Here is an 18,695-nt window from a genome sequence, read left to right on the forward strand (position 1 = left end):
TAAGCCCCTTTACTTTTTCATAGTCTCTTTAACAGCTATTTGATCCCCGTCACCTAATGCATAATTGGCTAAGAGGACTTCTCCATTTAACTTAATTGATTTATTGATGATTTCTAACTCAAATGTGTCTGGTAATGTTATATTTAATAGTTCTAATGATTCTCTTAATAGTTCTTTTAAGCGATTAGCAGATACTTTTATTGGAACCTGCAAATCAATCACTTGTTTCCCTACATGTAAACCAATACCAATAGATGTATCTTTCCTCATAAAAATTCTACCTTCCTATCCTTTTTTTACCCATGTTGGAAATGCTCGGCCTAGTAAAATACCTAAACCTATGACAAGCACGCCACCGACTGTGCAAAATAAAAGAAAGCCGATGTTGTTGCCTTTTTTCAGTCCAGACTCTCCATTATCTAAACTGTCATTCAAGACGTAGCCATTTGAGAACAGAAGAGGGGTTATTTGTTGACTAATTGTCTGTACTTTTGGTGTTTCCTTCATAAACACTTCTTTTTGTGCAGCGGCAAGCACCTGCATTTTTTCTTCGTCTAATTTTTTATCTTGAGCTGACATATCCTGCATAAATAATTGGTGAATGGTGAAGGTAGCAGAGTTACTCTGACTACCTTCATTTTTTTCATAGATTACTTGGTTATTTATTTTTAAATCGCCACTTTCTGCATAGGTTGGAACACTTTGTAAAAACAGAAATAGCATGGGAATAAGCATCCCTTTTAGCATTGTGTTTACGTTTGGTTTCACTTTCAATTTACGTTGCATCTAATTTCTCCCTTGTAAATAATAGAAAAGATCATGCAGTCACTTTTTTCTCTTCTGGTTTTACCCAGAAATTCAATAGAATACCGCCAATTGCTAGGATTACTAAAATCAGATAGCTTACCCAACCAATGCTGCCTCCATTTAATAGTGCAGTGAAGCCATTTTGAATATTTTGTAAAGGAGATAGTCGATACAATATATTCGTAAATGTGCCTGTTTTGGTTGCTACGCCTAGTAATGGTGTAAGCATGAAGAATAAACCTAATATGGCGCCGCTAATATAAAGCGTTAGTAATCTAAACTGTCTCATACAACCAAGAGTCAACAATAATCCTGCTAACAAGACTAAAAACGCGTAACTAAACCAAGCGAATTTAGCATCCATGCCAACAACCAGACTCAGATTAAGAGCAAATGCGCTCGATAATGCCACACTGCTTAGTAGTATTACAACGACGTTTGAGGTATTGTACCAAGCTCTTGATGGGTTCATTAGCAAGTCGGTCTTAGAGACTTTTCTTCGTTTCATGTATTTTTGCATCCCAGTCGCAACTAAAATAATCATAAATGCCGCTATGATCGTTGCATAATAAGGAATCAAGGAGTTTTGTCTTGTTTTTCCAAAATCACCTTTGTCTTGAATCGGATTAGATAGAAAATTAAATACGGTTGTATTATCCGATCCGCCATTTCTTGTATTTGAAAGCACTTTGTTGAATGTTTCTGCATATTTGCTATTGCCCTTTGTTGTTTCATGTACGTCAGAAACCGTCTTATCTAAGTTCGTTAAGATATCATTAGCATTTGTTTGGACTTTATTTGTAGATTCCTTCAAATTTTGAATAATAGGCGCAATGTCTTTTACTTGTGCCGCAGCTTCTTCTGTCGTTTTCGCTGTTTCTTTTGAACTAGTAGCTAATGTTTGGATCGTTTTTACCAAGCTTTCTGTCTCTGCATTGATTGCAGCCGTATCGTTCTTTTCAGGATGTGCATTGGTATCTGTAATCACAGATTCTGGTGCCACTCGTTCTGTTTCTTTCCATGAATTGTACGTCGCATCGATTTCTTGGTTCGCTTTTTCAAACCAATCTCCTAATAAAGCGGCTTCTTGTATCATCGTTTCTGGAACGGTCATAAGATTTAATGTGCCATATAAACTCGGCGCTTCGCCTTCATTTTTGTCTTCTTTTGTTCCAATCGTCGCTTTTAATTTATTGATTTGCTCTTCAATATCTTTATATAAGCTATCCCCATTTGCCCGATAATTTTCATATAAGGAATCTGAAATTTGTAACACTTTTTTATCATCGGTAACGTTATTGTATAGCCAATAAACAGAGTTCGGTGTCGCTAATTCGCTGAAAGGCGTATCTGGATGATTGGCAACATATTCGGAAAACCTAGTAACATCTAACTGCGTCGGATCAGCATAGATCATAGTTAGCTTTTCAGCAGTAGCAGTTAACGTTGTAAAAAGATCAAACAATTTAGGTAGATCTTCTTTTAATGGCTGATCTTTATTTATATAAGCTGCTAATTGCCCAGATGTTGCTGAACTATTTGCAGTCCAAAAATAGTTACATTGAAAATATTCATCTCTGCTATAATCGTTCGGATACGTCCATTCGATTTGAGAATTAAAAGTGTATGACAAATGTGCATCTAAGGGTGCTTTGAGGGTTTCACTGCTTTCTACTTCCTTAAGCATAATGTCGATAATTAATCGCGTTCCTGTCTCGTCAATCGAAACAACCGCTGTATAATCTGGATCAGATACATTTTTTCTGATTTGTCTTTCTAGTTCCCCTCTGATTGCTTCCATATTAAGAACTGTGACATTCCCTTGGCTTCCAGGGTTAAACGTATGTCCGAATTGTACGTATTGACGCGTTCCTGGCTCCAACTGTATATCGAGTGTATTTCTTACAGTAAATACCGTAGAAAGATCTTCTTTTGGCGTTGTTGACAAGATTTTAAATTGATCTTCATGTCCAGTTAACGTTGGGTCGTATTGTGTTACTAAATGATAGGAAGCATTTAACTTATCGATTGCCTCTTGTGTTAGTAAATCGTCACCTGAAAGTTTAGCTAACAGACGTGAAAAATCGGTACTAGTTGGCAGTGCTTGGTTTTGCAAGTGCAACAGGTCATTATTTACAGCAGTTAAGTATTCTCCATCTTCCTTGATCTCTGATTCTTTCTCGGTAGGTGATAGTAATTCTGAAATCGCTAATTTTACTTGTTCTTCTGTTGCTGTGTCTGGAGTTGCATTTCTATCATGGTAATATTTTTCTGCAATATCCTCTTTTAGCGTTGTTAATGCCGAGACCTGTTTTTCTAATTCGGCTATGTGTCCTGTCAATTCTTCTATTCTCTTACTTTGTTGTTCTTTGAATTTCTGGGCATTTGCTAAGAAATTTGCGTAAACACCTGAATCCTCAGACCCTTCTGGTCCTTTGGTAAAAATAAGCCCATTTGTTGTTTTATACTTCCATTGAATCCATCATATTGTTCTTTATAACCGGTTAAATCATTTTTCCATTGGGTTTCTAATTGTTCTTTTTGCAGCTCGAATTGTTCATTAAATTGTTTAATTGATGTTTCTAATTTTTCATTTGCTTCGTCTGCGTAATCATTCACAGATTTCTGTACTTCTTCAGTCGATCGACTATTTTCTTCTAAACTAGTATTATTACTTTCCATCAACTGCTTCACAGATTGAACAAATGCTTCTTGTTCTGATGTGAACATTTTATTGTCTTCCTCTAAAATACTTGCAGTATCGATAACACCTGAAAAATTCGTTGGTACTTCTTTAAAAGGCAAATAAATTGTTTTTTCCAAATTGTTTTTATGGTCTGCCTCTAGTCCCACAATCTGGTTAACGTTTTGTTGTGCTTCTGTTAAATTTCCTACAATACTTGAAAAGTACATCTGGACAATTCGTTGATTAAAATCTTTTAAAATATCATTCACTTTTACCTGAATGGCTTGATTGGTTATTTCATTTTGACCTTCCCGTACTTGATACTCCACTAGTGCTTTTTCCGGATTAATACTTTGCAATGAAAGTAGTCGTTCAGAAAAATCTTGTGGAATAATAATTTGCGCATCAAATTGTCCATCTGCCACACCACGACTAGCAATATCTCTCGTTGTTGTTTCCCATCGATTAGCAGTATCTTGATTAATCAACGTGACAAAGTCTGTTCCTAATGAATACTTTCTTCCTTCAAAAAGAGTTCCTTTGTCCTCATTTACCAATACATACTGCATTTTTTTTATTTTTTCATTAGAGGTTTGTTGGACACTCTCACTTTTAAACCCGATATAAGAAAGGATGGATAAGAACAACACACTGCCGACGATGATTGAAATAACAGGAAGATACTTTTTTAGTTTATGTTTCAATTTACTCTTCTCCCCTTAATTAAAAGCGTAACGAGCTCGTTTTGGCTCATAGAAAAATAGGTATATTCTTTTTTCTAAAGACTAGCTCGTACAGCTCGATAATGAAAAAAGCGTCCGCGCAATGAATTGCACTGACGCTTTTTATTTTAAAATTAAATTAATTTAAGCCGAAAGAACTTGCATCTTGTTGGTCACGTTGTGCCACTGTATCAGCATATTTGTTCAATTGACTGTTGATGCTAAGCAATAATTCTTCCATTTTCTTCACGTTTCCTTCTAATTGATTGTATTGTTCTAAATACGATTGAAACGCTTGACCTTTCCATTCTTGAGCGATTTGTTGGTTCATAGAGTTAACTTTACGAATCGCATCTTGAATTTGTTGTTGTGATTGTGTATAAACCTTTGCTTGTGATTTCAGTTGTTCGGGTGTGACGGAAATTGCTCCTGCCATGTATATCTCTCCTATCTGTAAATAAAATTGTTACTACAATATATTATATTTGTCAATTAGTAAGTTTGTCAATGTTTTTTAGAAAAAAATTGTTATTTTAGGAAGATATCATAAACCTAATAGTCTTTTTTAGAAGTTTTTAAGTCATAAAAACAAATTTATTAGTAATATATATTTTTAATTTAATTCATTTGAGATAAAAAATATATAGTAATTATTTAAAAAGGATAAATACATTTGAAACACAAAGGTTAAAGCGTTAAATGTAAGAAAAAACAATCAATATCGGCTACATTAAATATAGCTTTTGTTGATTGTTTTTTTATTTTTTATTTATTTTTTTACAATTAATTTTACACTCATTTTTTCACCGCAAACAACGATTCCGCAACACCAGGTACACCACATGGATCACCATAGTTTTTATGTGTTTGAATCACTGTATATGTTTTCCCTTGGTATGTTACTTCTTCCCCTTGATAATATTGGATCGGTTTCACATCTGTTCCTAATTTAAACTCAAGGATGTCTACAAATCGACCAAGATAGTCCACATTGGCATCAAATACACCTGTCACTCCGGTAAATTCTACTTGAGAGCTCCATTGCCACGCTGCTGTGTCTGAATGTAATAGATTGTCGCTTGAAGGATTCTTCGGCCATTCTGCTACCCAGCTATTTTCTTTCCCTAAAACTGGAAATTCCAACCAGTTGTTTGTAAACCAGCTAGCCATACTATAATGGATGACATTGCTAAACCCACGTTTATTCAATTGATTTTTGAATGCCGTTGATGTAATCGTAACGTCAGCTGGGATCATCTCCCCTTCTTCTGCATCATTCACCATGACTGTATCAGGGTTTAAACCAAGTTCTTGTGCAAAATCCGCATAATAATTGGCTTCTTCAACTGCTTTTTGCTCATCTACGAACCAAGAATAGTGATAGGTTGAAACAGTTAAACCTGCTTTTTTAGCATTTTCGATTTGGATTTTAGCAAAAGGATTTTTATAGGTTGTGTATTCTGTTAATTTTACAACTACGCCTTTAACACCTTGTGCATTCATTTTTTTGTATGATTCCACAGATATTTCGCCATTCCAAGAGGAAATATCGATAAAATCAGCTCTTGGATGAAGCTCTTGTGTAAAAGGTAAACGGGTTTGCGGACTTTTCTTAGAAGGCAAATTGTTTCCCATAACATGGTTGTTTGCTTCATTAATCGCTATGTTTTGAGCACTTGCTTGTACACCTGCAGAAAATAAAGTTGCACTCCCAATACACATAAACAAGACATTTAATAACGTTTTTTTCAAAATACTAACCACTCTTTCCTTAAATTTTTTCTTAAAGACTTTTAAATATATCTTTATGTTAATCCTTTTTTCCGAATGTTTCAGCTCAAAATAGTACAAACCTATTCCCTTTTTGAGCCAAATTAATATAATAAACGTTTTAAAAAGGCCATTTCCCCAACTCACAGGAAAATGACCTTTTCTTGCTATTTTTGATGATACTCTCGCTCGTGTTTTAATAACCATTTCTTTCGTTCGATACCGCCGCCATAACCGCCTAAACTGCCATCTGTCTGAATCACACGATGACATGGGATAATGATCGCCAACTGATTGGCTCCATTGGCGTTTCCAACAGCTCTCATGCCATTTGGATTACCAATGGCAGTGGCTAACTCTTTATAAGAAGACGTTGTCCCTCGCTTAATTTCAGTCAACGCTTGCCAAACACTTTTTTGAAAATCGGAACCTAAACAACTGTAGGGTGTTTGAAAGGTCTCTAGTTTCTTGTCAAAATACAGTGTTAATTCTTCTTTGATTTGTTCATTGATCTTGGTTTTTCCTGGAACAATTGATGCATTCAAACGATTCCTTAATCGCTCGATTTCTCGTTCCAGTCCTCGGCGGTCAACAAATTCGAGTAAATATAGGTAGTCATCATCCGCAATACTCATCATTGGTCCTAAAATCGTATCAATCCAGTCAGCCGATAAGATTTTCATCTCTTTTGATTGTTTTGGGTTTCTACCCATGATTTTTGAAAAAGCATCATAAAAGCCGCTGGGCGAATCATAGCCCATATCTAATTGTGTATCGATACGTTTTTCGCCATTTTTGATTGATTTCAACGCTATCCCCATCCTTCTTGAACGGGCGTATTGAACAAATGTCATCCCGTACACTTTTTTAAATTGTCTTCTAGCTGTCATCGAATGAATCCCTAATTCAGCAAAATCTTGGTCTTTCCAACGTTTTTCAGGATTTTCTTCCACTAACTCTACCATTTGTTGAACCAATGGCGGGATTTCTCTTGGGAAAGACAAGGGTTTACATCGTTTACAAGGACGGTAGCCAGATAAGAGAGCTTCTTCTGCTGTTTCGTAGAAGGTACAGTTTTCATATTTAGGTTTTCTTGCTGGACATGTTGCATGGCAAAAAACACCAGTTGTTTTGATGCCCACAAAGAAAATTCCGTCATAGGTGGAATCTTTTGCCAGTAATGCTTGGTAATAGTGTTGTTTGTCTTTTTCACTAATCATCGGAAACCTTCCTTTCTCATTTAATTTATATTGAAGAGTCAAATTTGATTCACAACCTGAGTTCATTAGTAATAGATTACTTCTATATTTTACTGCTAATAGGAAGAATATTCATTCGAAAAATGAACATCAATTTTTTATGTAAACATGCACATCCTTTTCAATCTTTCATAATTGTCATTTTGCACAGAGAAGTGTAAGTGTGTTTCTGAGAATCCAGATGATATAGTTGTTTTATCAAATAAAATAAAAAAGGAGTTTTTAAAATGAATGAAACAATACTGTTTTTGGTAATGGTGTATGTAGTGATGGCGCTTGTAAAACGGGTAAAAGAAAAGGGTAAAAAACGATATCTATTTTTTGCAGTCGCTAGTTTTTCTTTTATTATACTGCTTGGTAACTTCTTAGAAAATCATAACGCAATTATGCAAGGTTCTATCTATTCTATGGTAATTACCTTCATTCTAAGTTTTGTCATACTTACGGTTCTTTTAAGTGCTCCGTTGATTTTCGGGCTTCGAAAAATCAAATGAGATAAGTAAAGTCTGACTATTTATCTCCTAGAAACAAAAAGAGACCCGCTCTTCGGGGAAAGAGCGGGAAAAGGAGTTAAAAATGAAAAAGTGTTTTGTTAGGGTTGTTTGTTTGGTATGAATATATAATAACCAGAAATTGTGAATTATTTATGCAGAAAGATTGGTTTCTTTTTTACGATTATTTAACGAAACTCTGAAGGTTATTTAGATTTCCTTAATTAAGGCTAAAATGGAAGCTTATTTCCGAAGACAAGATTCTAGTGTCAAAAATGACTATCTATCTTCTCAAACACCCTTTTTAAAAGAAATAAAAAAAGACCCGCTCTTTGGGGAAAGAGCGGGAAAAGGAGTTAAAAATGAAAAAGTGTTTTGTTAGGGTTGTTGTTTGGTATGAATATATAATAACCAGAAATTGTGAATTATTTATGCAGAAAGGTTGGTTTCTTTTTTACAATCATTTATTTAAAATTAGACTTTTTTAGCCATTTCCTGCGTAAATTCATTTTTTCTTCAAAGTTTTCTGTATTGATTTCTTTTTAATAGAGAAAAACCAATTGTTCCAGTCATCATCATTATCCCCATAAGAATGTATCTTTCAACTTTTTCACCTGTTTTGGGCAGGGTTGTTTGATTTGTACGGTTATTGTTGTTAGATCTTTTACTTGGATCAATTGTGTCAGAGCCTTTAGTACTAGCATAACTTTCAGTTGTGTTACTGCTCTGTCCTTTTTTATCAGAACTTGCGGTACTACCTTGCGTCTCACTTGTTGATTCTTCTGGCTCACTAGAGGTAGACTCCTCTGTAGGCACATCATTATCTAAGTATGTGTTTGTAATCGTAAATGTAGCATTATCCACTTCACTAGTGTAGTTTTTCGGCACATTGACTTCTTTTACTGTATAAACGTATTTTTGATCACTTTGCGGCTGATATTCTGGTAATCCATCTAAAGAAAAGTGCCATTCATCTGTTTGGTTTGACTTCACTAAAATTGGATCACCATATTCTATTCCGTCTTGAAGTACTTGAACAAGAATTGACTCTGGTCGTTGTTTCTTTTTATTTTGATCACCTTTCCAAATCTTCTTTCCTTCAACTTGTGTATATGTTGGTAAATCTATCACTAAGCCTAAATCCCAATCGCTGTTCGTCCCTTTTTTTACTGTTATTTCATCTGTTTTACCATTGCTGTTGAATTTTGAATTTTGTGTTTCCGTGTTGCTTCCCTTGATAGTTGCTGCATGATTTTCAGGAATTTTAGCATGGATCAAGTAATTTCCAGGTTTGATTTGGGCTCCTGTAAAATAATATTTCCCGTTGGCTCCTGTTTGGACTGTTTGTACAAAGGTTTCTTGTCTAGTATTATCCAGACGATAAAGAGAAACAGAAATATTACTTGCAGGACGTTCGCCAGCTGTTTGTACCCCGTCTCGATCGCTGTCATACCAGATATAGCCATCGATCGTTGTTGGCTCAGTGTAGCCTCCATCAATATTTAATGGTTCATTTTCCGTTTGTAAGTCAACAACTGCTTGCCCGTATTGATTATCTTCATCTAATTCTAAAAAGTCGTTATCTACTTTTTTATCTGAACCTGTTTGATACGTTGTTAAGCTAAATGTTGAACGGACGCGCTTAATCGTTACACGGTATTTTTTATTGTACAAATGATTGAATGCATATGATCCATCGGCAGCTGTTTTGGTTGTGCTGACTAAATCATTGTTCCAGTCATAAAGATTGACTTCCGTATCAGGGATTCTTGCTTCTGATTGCTCTCTCAATCCATTAGCATTTTCATCTGACCAAATAATGCCTGCTATTTTTTTAGTCGGCTCTTCTTGTCCTACATAAGCACCCGATTTTATAGGCTCACCCACTTCTAAAGTGGCATTGGTTGCCCCATCTATATAACTACCTCCTACTGCAAAGCTATTCCAAACGGTTTCTAATTCACCCTCAATTTTAGGAATATGGTATGACAGGTGGAAAGAAACAGCTTGTTGCTTATCTAAGCCATCTTTTTTTATGATTTTGATGGCTGTTGTCGTTTTATCTAAAGGTGTTTGCCCATCCCATATGTGCCAAGTGGATTGGCCATTGGTTAGGTTTGTTAATTCTATTAGATTATTTTCAGCAGATGCATCCATGGAATAGTATAGCTCGTAGTTGCTTCCTAGTGCTGTCCCATCTGCCAAAGCGATTGCTTTCAATTGTCCTCCAATAGTAGAATGACGATCACTATTTGAGATGGTCATTGTATCATTGGTACTAGGAAGACTATCAATAATATGCAGTTCATTAATTTTAATACTGCCATTATTTGGCACAGTTAAGCGGTAGGTAACATCTGTTCCTTGCTGCTGATTTGAAAGATTGATTACACGAGAAAAATTCACGCCATCTTTAGAGATTTCTTTCTGACTATCTAGTCCTACAGAACGATTAAACTCTACTTTTCGCTCCTTAGACATCGTTGCTACGACCCCGCCAACGCCAGGAACATTGGGAACCCAAGCCGCTCCGCCATCATAATTTTGCTTTTTGTCTCCTGATACCAAATAATTGTTAAACTCTTCTACTTTTTTGACTTTTTCAGAACCATTAGCAGTGATTTTTATGGCGTGATTGTCATTATGTCCTTCATTATTACGCCAATCATTATTGTAGCGAATGACTACTAATTGTAGATTATCATTCACGCGTCTAATTTCGATTTGAGCATTAGGATCATGTTGTGGATTGACAAGTTCGACCTTTTCAATATTAATACTAGTTGGTACCGTAATATACAAAATGGCATCTTTCAAAGGACCAGAACCTGATACATTATTTACGTTGATTTGATAGATAAACGTTGAATCAATGTCATTGATACGTGGTGAAAAAGGTTGCTCCCAATTAGAGTACCCAGCATATGCTCCCTCACCTGTAAAAATCGTTGTAGCGGTCTGAGTATTATTCGCATCATCCTGATTCGCTTCATAACCACCCTCAACAAACGCTTCGTAAGAACTGTCAGGAGCATTGGCATGTTTACGATCGCCATAAATATGCAGCGTATTGGTCAAGCCATCTGCTAATGATAGGGTAGAATTTTTGACACCATCAGCCGTTTTTCCGATTGCTGAGATAGATACTTTTCCCGCATCCTTAGGTAATTTTGTTGATCCTTGATACGTAAATATATATTTCACTGTCGTAATATAATCGTCATTTGCTAATCCTAAACTGGCTACTGAAATCGTGTTAGCCACTCTTGTCACACCCATTGACTGCCAATTACGGTTCTTTTTTGTTTGGTACACTATTTCTGTACTAACCAAACCTTTAATTGCTGGGTTTTTGCTCTTTTGAGCAGACCAAGAGAAGCTTTGGTAACGGAATCCTTCAAAAAAATCAGGTTCATTGGTTTGTCTAATAGGATCATCCACTAAGTACACATCACGCATATCTAATCTTGGTGTAAAGGTCAATGTGTAAGCCAATGTTTGATCTTTGTTTTTCAAAAGTTTTTCAGGAGCGGTTTTTGTAAAAAATTTGATTCCAGGGTAACCAGATACATTTCCAAGTGCTGGAACCGTCTCAGATAATACCCCATCGTCATTTACAAGTGTTCCATCCAATCGTTCTCCGGTTAAAGTCGCTTTGATTTCATGTGTTTTGGATGCACCTGTGGAGGAATAAGGATATTCATATGTCAATTCGACGGTTGTTGAGGTATTGGACACCAGAATATCACCGACTAAAATATCGACCGCATACACACCATTCACCGGTCCGCTAACTGGATAATTTACCCCTTGATACACCACACTGTAAAGCTCAATATCTGCTGGAAACTCAATGTGCAGCTTGCCATTTTTGATGTTTACTCCACCAATTTCGGCTTCTGGAATAATCGTTATTTTGGATGTATGCACTTCAATTGGCTCTGCATCAGGATCTTTTTCAGCAACTAAATGATTCGTCGGCACATTGATTCGTGGATGAATACCGTTCAATAGCTTGTCTTTACCATTAGCGTTGCTTGCGGTAACTTTGAGTGAACCATTCAATGTCGTTGTAGGTAGGCTAATTCCTTGTTTAAAACGTAAACCAAAAGGGAGCGCAAGCATTTTTCCTACGGGTAATTCATTTAAATAATCGATGGTGACTTTTGTCTCTAAACCAACCTTTTCCGTTTTTACTCGGTAATTATTGCTGGTAGGCAAGGAGATAATATCTATACTATCAGGAAATGTGACTGTGATTTGAGTATTCTTGATCGATTCTTCAAACTCACCGATACTCCCACTATTGACACGGACAGTCATATCAAAATATTCTCCTGCAAGTGGTGAAGTATTAGAATAAACTTCTGATACAGAAAGATTAGCTACTATTTGTTTACTTGTTTTATTCTCTGCTTCTTCATTTATAGTTAGCGGACTTTCTTGAAGAGGACGCTCAGTTTTTGGTGTTTCTTCTACAATTGGCTCATCTAAGGGAAGCGTTAGTGATAATGTTAATGTTGGTACTTCTGTTTGATTTTTCTCATACACTAACTGGATAGCATCAAGTGAAAACACATTATTTTGAGTCAACATCTCTTTCAATGCTTGTTTTTCAATAACAACATCAATCTCTTCTTGATAATCCGCTTGTTTATCAACGGAGGGATAACCACTTACTTCCCATTGACCTTTTTGCGCTAGATTGCGAATATGAACATCTGGGTTTTGGCTAGACAACGTTCCTTGGAACTTATTGCCCATGTCAATAATATAGTTCAATTCAGATTGTTCATTCAATGAGAGGTTGCCTGTTATTTGTAACTGTCCTTTCCAATATTCTTGCGTGATTGCTTCATCAAGATGATTGGTTTTAGTGCCATCTGCCGATAACCATGAGAGAGTTAAATGATTTTCTTTCACAGGATCGACAACATTAGATATCTTTTCTTCAACAGGATTCATTATGTCCGTACTTACTAAGGGTTCTTGATCGTTCAATAAAGGTTGACTCTCAATTTCAGAAGTCTGCTCAACGCCTTCTTCCCTTGCATCTGCAGATATTCCGTAAGCATTAATTGGACCTAAAAAAATAGGTATGACCAAACTCATTAGCATATATAGTGCTATGATCTTTTTTTTCATTGTTTCTCTCCTTTTTATAAAAAATATTCATTGATCAAAACATCACAATGTTTTAAAAATTAAAAAAAGATATTTTTTTATATCTTTTTGTCTTTTTTTACATATTTCAACTTATCATTTTTAACATATAAAAACAAATGTTTTTTTATATGTATTAAAAATATTCTAATAAAAAACTGAGAGATGACTTTGTAAGTCATTTCTCAGTCGTTTATATCTTCGATAAACAGGGAAGTCAGAAGCTTTACTTTTTATCCCTTCATCTACTATCTATTTTTTAATCAAACGTAATCCGTTCGCCGCAAATGTATCATTTTGAAAATGGATTTCTTTTGGAATTACACCATACTGCCATTTCTTTATATTGAAACGAAAAGAAGCGTCCAGGCTTTCAACGTTAAACGCTGCAATTGTTGCTTCTGGTGTATATGCTACGATTAATTTTTTAGCTGTTTCACTAATAACTTTATAGTAGTTATTTTGTTGTTTTATGGCTTCTAATGTTTGTTGATCTTGCTTGTCTTTAGTAATCATTAAAGATACCGAAGTCCCTTTACCTTGATAGTACGTTGAATCTGTTGGATGAACCGTAGTTTTTATCTCCATTTGGACTCCAGTCATTCCATTAAGTTCTTCTACGAGCAACGTTGCCTCATCACCTGTTATTTTTAGTTGGTACACTTGATCCACGGTTTGCCAATCCCCTGACAGCTTGTGATTGTTTGGCACTAAACGGTAGCTTAAAAGTGCTAACGAAAGGAGCAATGATAAAATAATTACACCTAAACATAGTTGAAATACTAACACTTTTTTCGAATTAGAATAATCAGTACCTCGCTCAGCAGCTGTTGCGTTTGTTTGTTCCTCTGTGGCTATAGCTTCTTTTTCTTCATTCATTCTTAGCGCCTAACTTTCTTAGATGAAGATTCTACACGTTTTCTTTCAGTAGATCGTTGATTTTGTTTCTTTTTACGTTTTTTTCGATTTCTTTGAGCTTTAAGTTTTCTTTGTTTTTCTTTTTTCCTCTTGTGTAACCAGATAAACACAATAACTAAACCAATCAACAGAATTAATCCGATTCCTAACGCCACATACAATAGCCAATTTGTGGTTTCTTCTAGATCGATTGCTGATTCATTTAATGTTTTCGCTTCTTCTTGTGTAATTTCAAAATTATCTTTCCATTGCCATTTTTGTCCAGTTACTTTTGATTCTGCTGACAATTCCATTCGGTATTTTCCCGCTTTAAAGGGTTGACTTCCCCAAGGAACTTGATAATGAAAATAAGAATTTGGTGCCATTCGGTAGCCTGATACAGCACGTTCGGCTACTATCTCTTGAGCATTTTCAGCATAAATTTTAGCGTGATAAGATAACTCGTCTACATTAATCGGAGCAAGATTTCGAATTTTTGATTTAATAATATTGCGCCCAGCTTCTTGTCCAGCTTTTGTTTGCCCTTTTTCGTATAACAAATCACCTTCCACAGGTTCATCACTTTCGGTTAACTTGATTCCTACAGAATACACAACTTTATTTTTGATTTGCATCCCGCCTTCTGAACTCTCTTGCTTCTCTTTATCTTTCGAAAGTGATGTGACATAAATTCCACCCAAAACCATTCCTTTAAAAGGTTGACTTGGCGTTTTTAGATGGATTTTAGTTGTCACTTTGCTTAATGCTGGAATGCTGACTTCTTTATCTGTTGATGCTATATCCGTAATTGAAAGGGTTAAAGAGTCGTCATATTGATACTCTTTTTCTCTTTCTGAATAGTCAATCAAGCCGTTATCATTGGTTATCCCTGGATTAATCGTAACCGAAACATTTTGGACTTCTTTGGTTGAATTATATAATTCTAAATCCAGTGTTTGTTCTAAGTTAGGTTTCACACGTAAATCATAATATGTAACATCTTTATTTAATTGATTTTCTGGTAAGATTGCCTTCACGGAAAAACCACCAGTATCATCTTCTGTTGCCTGACTTTGAGTAGCTAACATGCATAAAGCACTGATTATACAACTCACTAAAATGGCGATTTTTAAAATCAACTGCTTTGAGCTATGTGTCATTTTTAATATGTACAAAATAATCTCCACCTCTATTTATTTACTAAGTTATTGAACTGAATAAATGTTGGGAGCAGAAGCTTTTCCTTCAAAAATAAGCTTCTGTCCCACTCTCAATCCTTTATATTTTAAATTGAATCAATTAATTCCCATGTTAATGTTGCTTTGTAATTTTTACCTTTTTCAGCTTGTTCTCCTTGAGGGACAAACAGCTTCAAGCTAGTGTTATTCGTTATCGCTTTATAATCTGTTGTAGATGTATAGCCTTTATCAAATACAACAGAAGAAATTGTTGCATTGGCATTTTTTCCAGTTTTTACTTTCAATAAAGAAATACTACTTTGTTTACTAATTGGAATAGCTGTAGCCTCGTCATTTTTAACCCCTGGAGCATCTAAAAGCGTAGACGCATCTCCATCGTGGCTAGATGCATTATCTTTATCTACTTTGTTATTTCTAAGGGTTGTATTGTACAATTCGATTCGCGTATTTTTTAATTTTTTAGTTGCATCATTAACTTGAGCAAATTCTGTTGCTGAAACTTTCACTTCAAATTGTCCTGTCGTTCCACGTTCGTCAACGACTTGAGCAAAGTGAGGAATATTGATTTTTGGATCGGTTTCTTTGGGCTTTTCGCCATTTGGAGCAACTTGATAAGTCGTCATTAATGCATCATAACGCATAGATTGTGCTTTGATGTTCACTTCACCAAATCGAATATGAGGGATATTTGAAAAACGTAAACTGCCTGTAGTAAAAGAACCATCATTTCCTACCCAAATATTATCTTCTACCGTACCTGGTTTCACTAACCCTAATGATTCTGGCGCTGGATTTTCTGGATCAATTGGATTTTCTTTAAACGTCACTGTTGATTCTGTATTTTTTTCTTCTGTTGCTGCCAAGCTAGTTATAGGTAGAAGTACTATACTACTTAAAATCATACTTGAAATAATTTTTGATATATTTTTCTTTTTCATTCTTTTTTCCCCATCTCTCTTTTATTAAATACTATCTGTTAATGTCCAAACTAAATTCGCAGAGTAAGTCGCTTTTTCTTTTTTGTCTTTCCCTGGTGTGCGAAGTTTCAATCCCCCGTGATCGTTTAACAGTGTTTCCTGTTTTTCTTTTGCGTAAAATGTAGCTTCGTTGTCATAATCTGTTGGTGAAGCAAAAACAACGGATGTTTTAGAGCCATCGGTATCTTTACCTTCTTTGGTTGCCATTACTTGTAGAGCATTTCCTTTGGCTCCTACTGGAATGTCTACTGGTTTTGCTGGACTTAAACCTAAAACACCGCTAACTAAAACACTAGCATCAGGTTCTACTGTATTAAACAATTGCCCTTCATGAATTTCAATTCGTGTATTTTCTAATACATTTTTTTCATTCTTCGTATTTTGAAATGCTTTTTCTTGATAGACTGTTAACTTCCACGAACTTTGAATCCCTCGTTCATCGGTAACTTGTGCAAACGTTGGAATTTTTACTTTTGTTTCCTCTTCGCCTACAGTTCCCATTGTCCATAATGCTTGATAATATTCTATTTTCGAACTAATTTTCTGTTGTCCAAAACGGATAGAAGGAATGTGTTCAATACGTAATGCGCCATTCGTATAGCTTCCATCTGTTGTTTCTGGATAGATTCGCGCTTTTTCATCTGGTCCTTTCCCTGGAATAACAGGATTTCCTCCATTTGCATCGTTTGGTATAAATTCTAAAGTGGTTTCTGTTGATGTTTCTGCTGCTGCAGGAACAAATGACTGGTGAATTCCTCCAATCATAAACATTGTTGCCGCACTAAATAAACATACACGAACTGTCATTTTATTCTCCTTATATTCTTTATTTTGCTTCCTTGGAATTACGGTGCTGAAACCAATTCCCACACTAAATCTGTGCTGTAATCTTTAGAGGTATCAATAATTTGTCCACCTGGAATAATCAGCTTTATTGACGTATTTCTAGCTTCTTTTGTCTCATCAACTTCCGTCGTTTTTTGAAAACCTGATTTGCCTTGGTTCGTCATTTTCTTAGTAACATCCCCTACACGAACAGACCAACTACCATACCCTTGACTTTCTGTATTTTTAGCTTCGGTAATTTTTACTGAGCTTCCTGCATCTGTTCCAATTGCTGTTTCTTCTGTACTTTTTGGAACTATTGGATATTGTTGTTTGTTACTAATTGAGCTATTACTTTGAATCGTCATGTCTTTAAATGCTAGGGTTGCCTTAAATTGCTTACCATCGGCTGAACGGAAAATACGGTCATTTTTCAAATTCACTGTCCATCCCTTAGTCCCCCCTCTTAAGTCAACAATTTCATAAAAAGTGGGACGTTCTTCTTTTTTACCATCTCTTTCAATCTCATCAAATAAGGCAAAAAACTCTTGTGTCTTAGTGGATAAGCGATTTTGACCAAATCTAATTGAAGGAATATAGTTAAAACGTAAAGCTCCAGTAGTAAAGCTTCCTCCAGCAGGTGGAATAATGATGCTGCCATCCCCTTCATGCTGTCCCCCTTTTCCTGGATCATTAACTTCTATCTCTGATGCATCAAAACCATCTCCTTCTAAGAAATGGATATCCCCTTTAGTTGTTGCTGCCTCGGCTACATTTGCTTTTGGAATAATCACTAATAGTGCGATACCTAGTGCAAAAACTGTTACTATCCTTTTTTTCATGAACTCTCTCCTTCTTTATAAACTATTTGTTAATGTCCAAGTCAATGTTGTGTTATACGACCCAGGCTCTTTTTTGACTTTCCCAGGAATATATAGTGAGATACTTTTAGCTGCTTCATTCCCCTCCTTTCCAAATTGCACAAACCATGTTCCTTGACCGGTTTCTTTTGCTGCCCGAGCAATCAATACAGGCTGATTTACTTTAGTTAACGTGATTTCTTGCTCCGGTATAATAGGTGAGTTCGCTTCAGGTAATAAACCTTTAAGGACTATATTTCTAAAAATAAATCGTGTATTTTCTAAAGCAAAGCCTCGCTCATTTGTTAATGGTTTACTTTGTGCCACAGTTAATTCCCACCCTAAATTTTTCCCTGTTTTGTCTGTTAACTGTACAAAATTAGGCACTTGCTTCGTGTGATTTGTGTTTTTATCGGTAATTTTATCTGGTGTGGCAAAGAACTCTTGAGAATGATTCGCCGTTGCATGCGTCCCAAATGAAAGATCACTAACATAACTTAAGCTCAACGCCGAAGCTATCGGCAATTGATTAGGGTAAATGTCATTTTTTGTATCTGTTGGATCAATGGGATCTACTTTGGATTCATCAGGATAAAAGTTAATCGTCCCGTTTGTGACCGTCTCACGAGCAAACACCTTTGTTTCAATACCAAAGAACAACAACAGTAACAGCAACAACGTTATAACAATGCGGCTACCCCTTACCATTTATGCTTCGCCCCTTTATATTTCTTGCTAATGATCGTTGCCCAAATCAAAAGAACAAGAAGCCCTAAACATAGAAAAAAGAAAACAATTGTTTCTCCTGTTGCAGGTAATTTCCTATTTGCACTCTTACTCGTTTGTTTTTTTATCGAAACATCACCATTTCCAGTAAACTTGGTATCCTCTTTTATAGAAACGTCATCCGTAAAGGTCAAACCAACATTGGACGCCATTTCAGCCCCATAGCTAATCATCGACTTGTTAAATAATAGCCCTACCAACAACAGTAAAAACAGAAAGATAGATAGTTTTTGTTTCATTTCTACTGCTACTC

The 18,695-nt window shown here is 35.6% G+C and carries 15 protein-coding genes and 1 pseudogene; 1 reads left to right on the top strand and 15 read right to left on the bottom strand.

Going from position 1 to position 18,695, the window contains the following annotated elements; translation table 11 throughout:
• Positions 1 to 9: 9 nt before the first annotated feature.
• The 7 genes and pseudogenes from A5880_RS07590 to A5880_RS07620 all read right to left on the bottom strand — a co-directional run bounded on the left by A5880_RS07590 (position 10) and on the right by A5880_RS07620 (position 7,205).
• Entirely contained in the window at positions 10 to 270 is a 261-nt protein-coding gene (locus A5880_RS07590) for a type VII secretion protein, YukD family (RefSeq protein WP_086330382.1), read from the bottom strand.
• A 15-nt stretch (positions 271 to 285) separates the two neighbouring features.
• The gene (locus tag A5880_RS07595) at positions 286 to 786 is read right to left on the bottom strand and encodes a hypothetical protein (protein WP_086330383.1); all 501 of its coding nucleotides are present in this window, start codon (positions 784 to 786) and stop codon (positions 286 to 288) included.
• A 31-nt stretch (positions 787 to 817) separates the two neighbouring features.
• The gene (locus tag A5880_RS07600; protein WP_336577030.1) at positions 818 to 3,148 is read right to left on the bottom strand and encodes a hypothetical protein; all 2,331 of its coding nucleotides are present in this window, start codon (positions 3,146 to 3,148) and stop codon (positions 818 to 820) included.
• A 230-nt stretch (positions 3,149 to 3,378) separates the two neighbouring features.
• A pseudogene (gene esaA / locus A5880_RS16205) lies at positions 3,379 to 4,197 on the bottom strand (type VII secretion protein EsaA); the annotation flags it as partial.
• 157 nt (positions 4,198 to 4,354) lie between these two features.
• Positions 4,355 to 4,651, bottom strand: a complete 297-nt coding sequence (locus A5880_RS07610; protein ID WP_086330385.1) for a WXG100 family type VII secretion target — start codon at positions 4,649 to 4,651, stop codon at positions 4,355 to 4,357.
• 359 nt (positions 4,652 to 5,010) lie between these two features.
• Positions 5,011 to 5,967: a GH25 family lysozyme gene (locus A5880_RS07615; protein WP_143353641.1), complete on the bottom strand. Its 957-nt coding sequence runs from the start codon at positions 5,965 to 5,967 to the stop codon at positions 5,011 to 5,013.
• Between the two features lie 185 nt (positions 5,968 to 6,152).
• Positions 6,153 to 7,205 carry a bifunctional transcriptional activator/DNA repair enzyme AdaA gene (locus A5880_RS07620; protein ID WP_086330386.1) on the bottom strand — a complete coding sequence of 351 codons (1,053 nt, stop codon included), beginning with the start codon at positions 7,203 to 7,205 and terminating at the stop codon, positions 6,153 to 6,155.
• A 266-nt stretch (positions 7,206 to 7,471) separates the two neighbouring features.
• Here A5880_RS07620 and A5880_RS07625 point away from each other — a divergent pair, with 266 nt between their 5' ends.
• Positions 7,472 to 7,738 carry a hypothetical protein gene (locus A5880_RS07625; RefSeq protein WP_086330387.1) on the top strand — a complete coding sequence of 89 codons (267 nt, stop codon included), beginning with the start codon at positions 7,472 to 7,474 and terminating at the stop codon, positions 7,736 to 7,738.
• A gap of 513 nt (positions 7,739 to 8,251) precedes the next feature.
• Here A5880_RS07625 and A5880_RS07630 read toward each other — a convergent pair.
• The 8 genes from A5880_RS07630 to A5880_RS07665 form a co-directional block, all read right to left on the bottom strand.
• The gene (locus A5880_RS07630; protein ID WP_086330388.1) at positions 8,252 to 12,880 is read right to left on the bottom strand and encodes an SdrD B-like domain-containing protein; all 4,629 of its coding nucleotides are present in this window, start codon (positions 12,878 to 12,880) and stop codon (positions 8,252 to 8,254) included.
• A 270-nt stretch (positions 12,881 to 13,150) separates the two neighbouring features.
• On the bottom strand, positions 13,151 to 13,777 hold the full coding sequence (locus A5880_RS07635) for a hypothetical protein (protein WP_086330389.1): 627 nt from the start codon (positions 13,775 to 13,777) through the stop codon (positions 13,151 to 13,153).
• A gap of 2 nt (positions 13,778 to 13,779) precedes the next feature.
• Positions 13,780 to 14,970: a WxLIP family cell surface protein gene (locus A5880_RS07640; protein ID WP_086330390.1), complete on the bottom strand. Its 1,191-nt coding sequence runs from the start codon at positions 14,968 to 14,970 to the stop codon at positions 13,780 to 13,782.
• 110 nt (positions 14,971 to 15,080) lie between these two features.
• Positions 15,081 to 15,932 (bottom strand): WxL domain-containing protein, encoded by an 852-nt coding sequence (locus tag A5880_RS07645; RefSeq protein WP_086330391.1) that lies wholly within the window; start codon positions 15,930 to 15,932, stop codon positions 15,081 to 15,083.
• A gap of 24 nt (positions 15,933 to 15,956) precedes the next feature.
• On the bottom strand, positions 15,957 to 16,778 hold the full coding sequence (locus A5880_RS07650; protein ID WP_086330392.1) for a WxL domain-containing protein: 822 nt from the start codon (positions 16,776 to 16,778) through the stop codon (positions 15,957 to 15,959).
• A 38-nt stretch (positions 16,779 to 16,816) separates the two neighbouring features.
• The gene (locus A5880_RS07655) at positions 16,817 to 17,638 is read right to left on the bottom strand and encodes a WxL domain-containing protein (RefSeq protein ID WP_086330393.1); all 822 of its coding nucleotides are present in this window, start codon (positions 17,636 to 17,638) and stop codon (positions 16,817 to 16,819) included.
• 15 nt (positions 17,639 to 17,653) lie between these two features.
• Positions 17,654 to 18,364, bottom strand: coding sequence for a WxL domain-containing protein (locus A5880_RS07660; RefSeq protein WP_086330394.1), 711 nt, complete (start codon positions 18,362 to 18,364; stop codon positions 17,654 to 17,656).
• Entirely contained in the window at positions 18,358 to 18,681 is a 324-nt protein-coding gene (locus A5880_RS07665; protein ID WP_086330395.1) for an LPXTG cell wall anchor domain-containing protein, read from the bottom strand. The genes A5880_RS07660 and A5880_RS07665 overlap by 7 nt, the downstream gene beginning before the upstream one ends.
• Positions 18,682 to 18,695: the final 14 nt, after the last annotated feature.

This window comes from Enterococcus sp. 4G2_DIV0659, from assembly GCF_002140715.2.
Taxonomy (GTDB): Bacteria; Bacillota; Bacilli; order Lactobacillales; family Enterococcaceae; genus Enterococcus_L; species Enterococcus_L mansonii.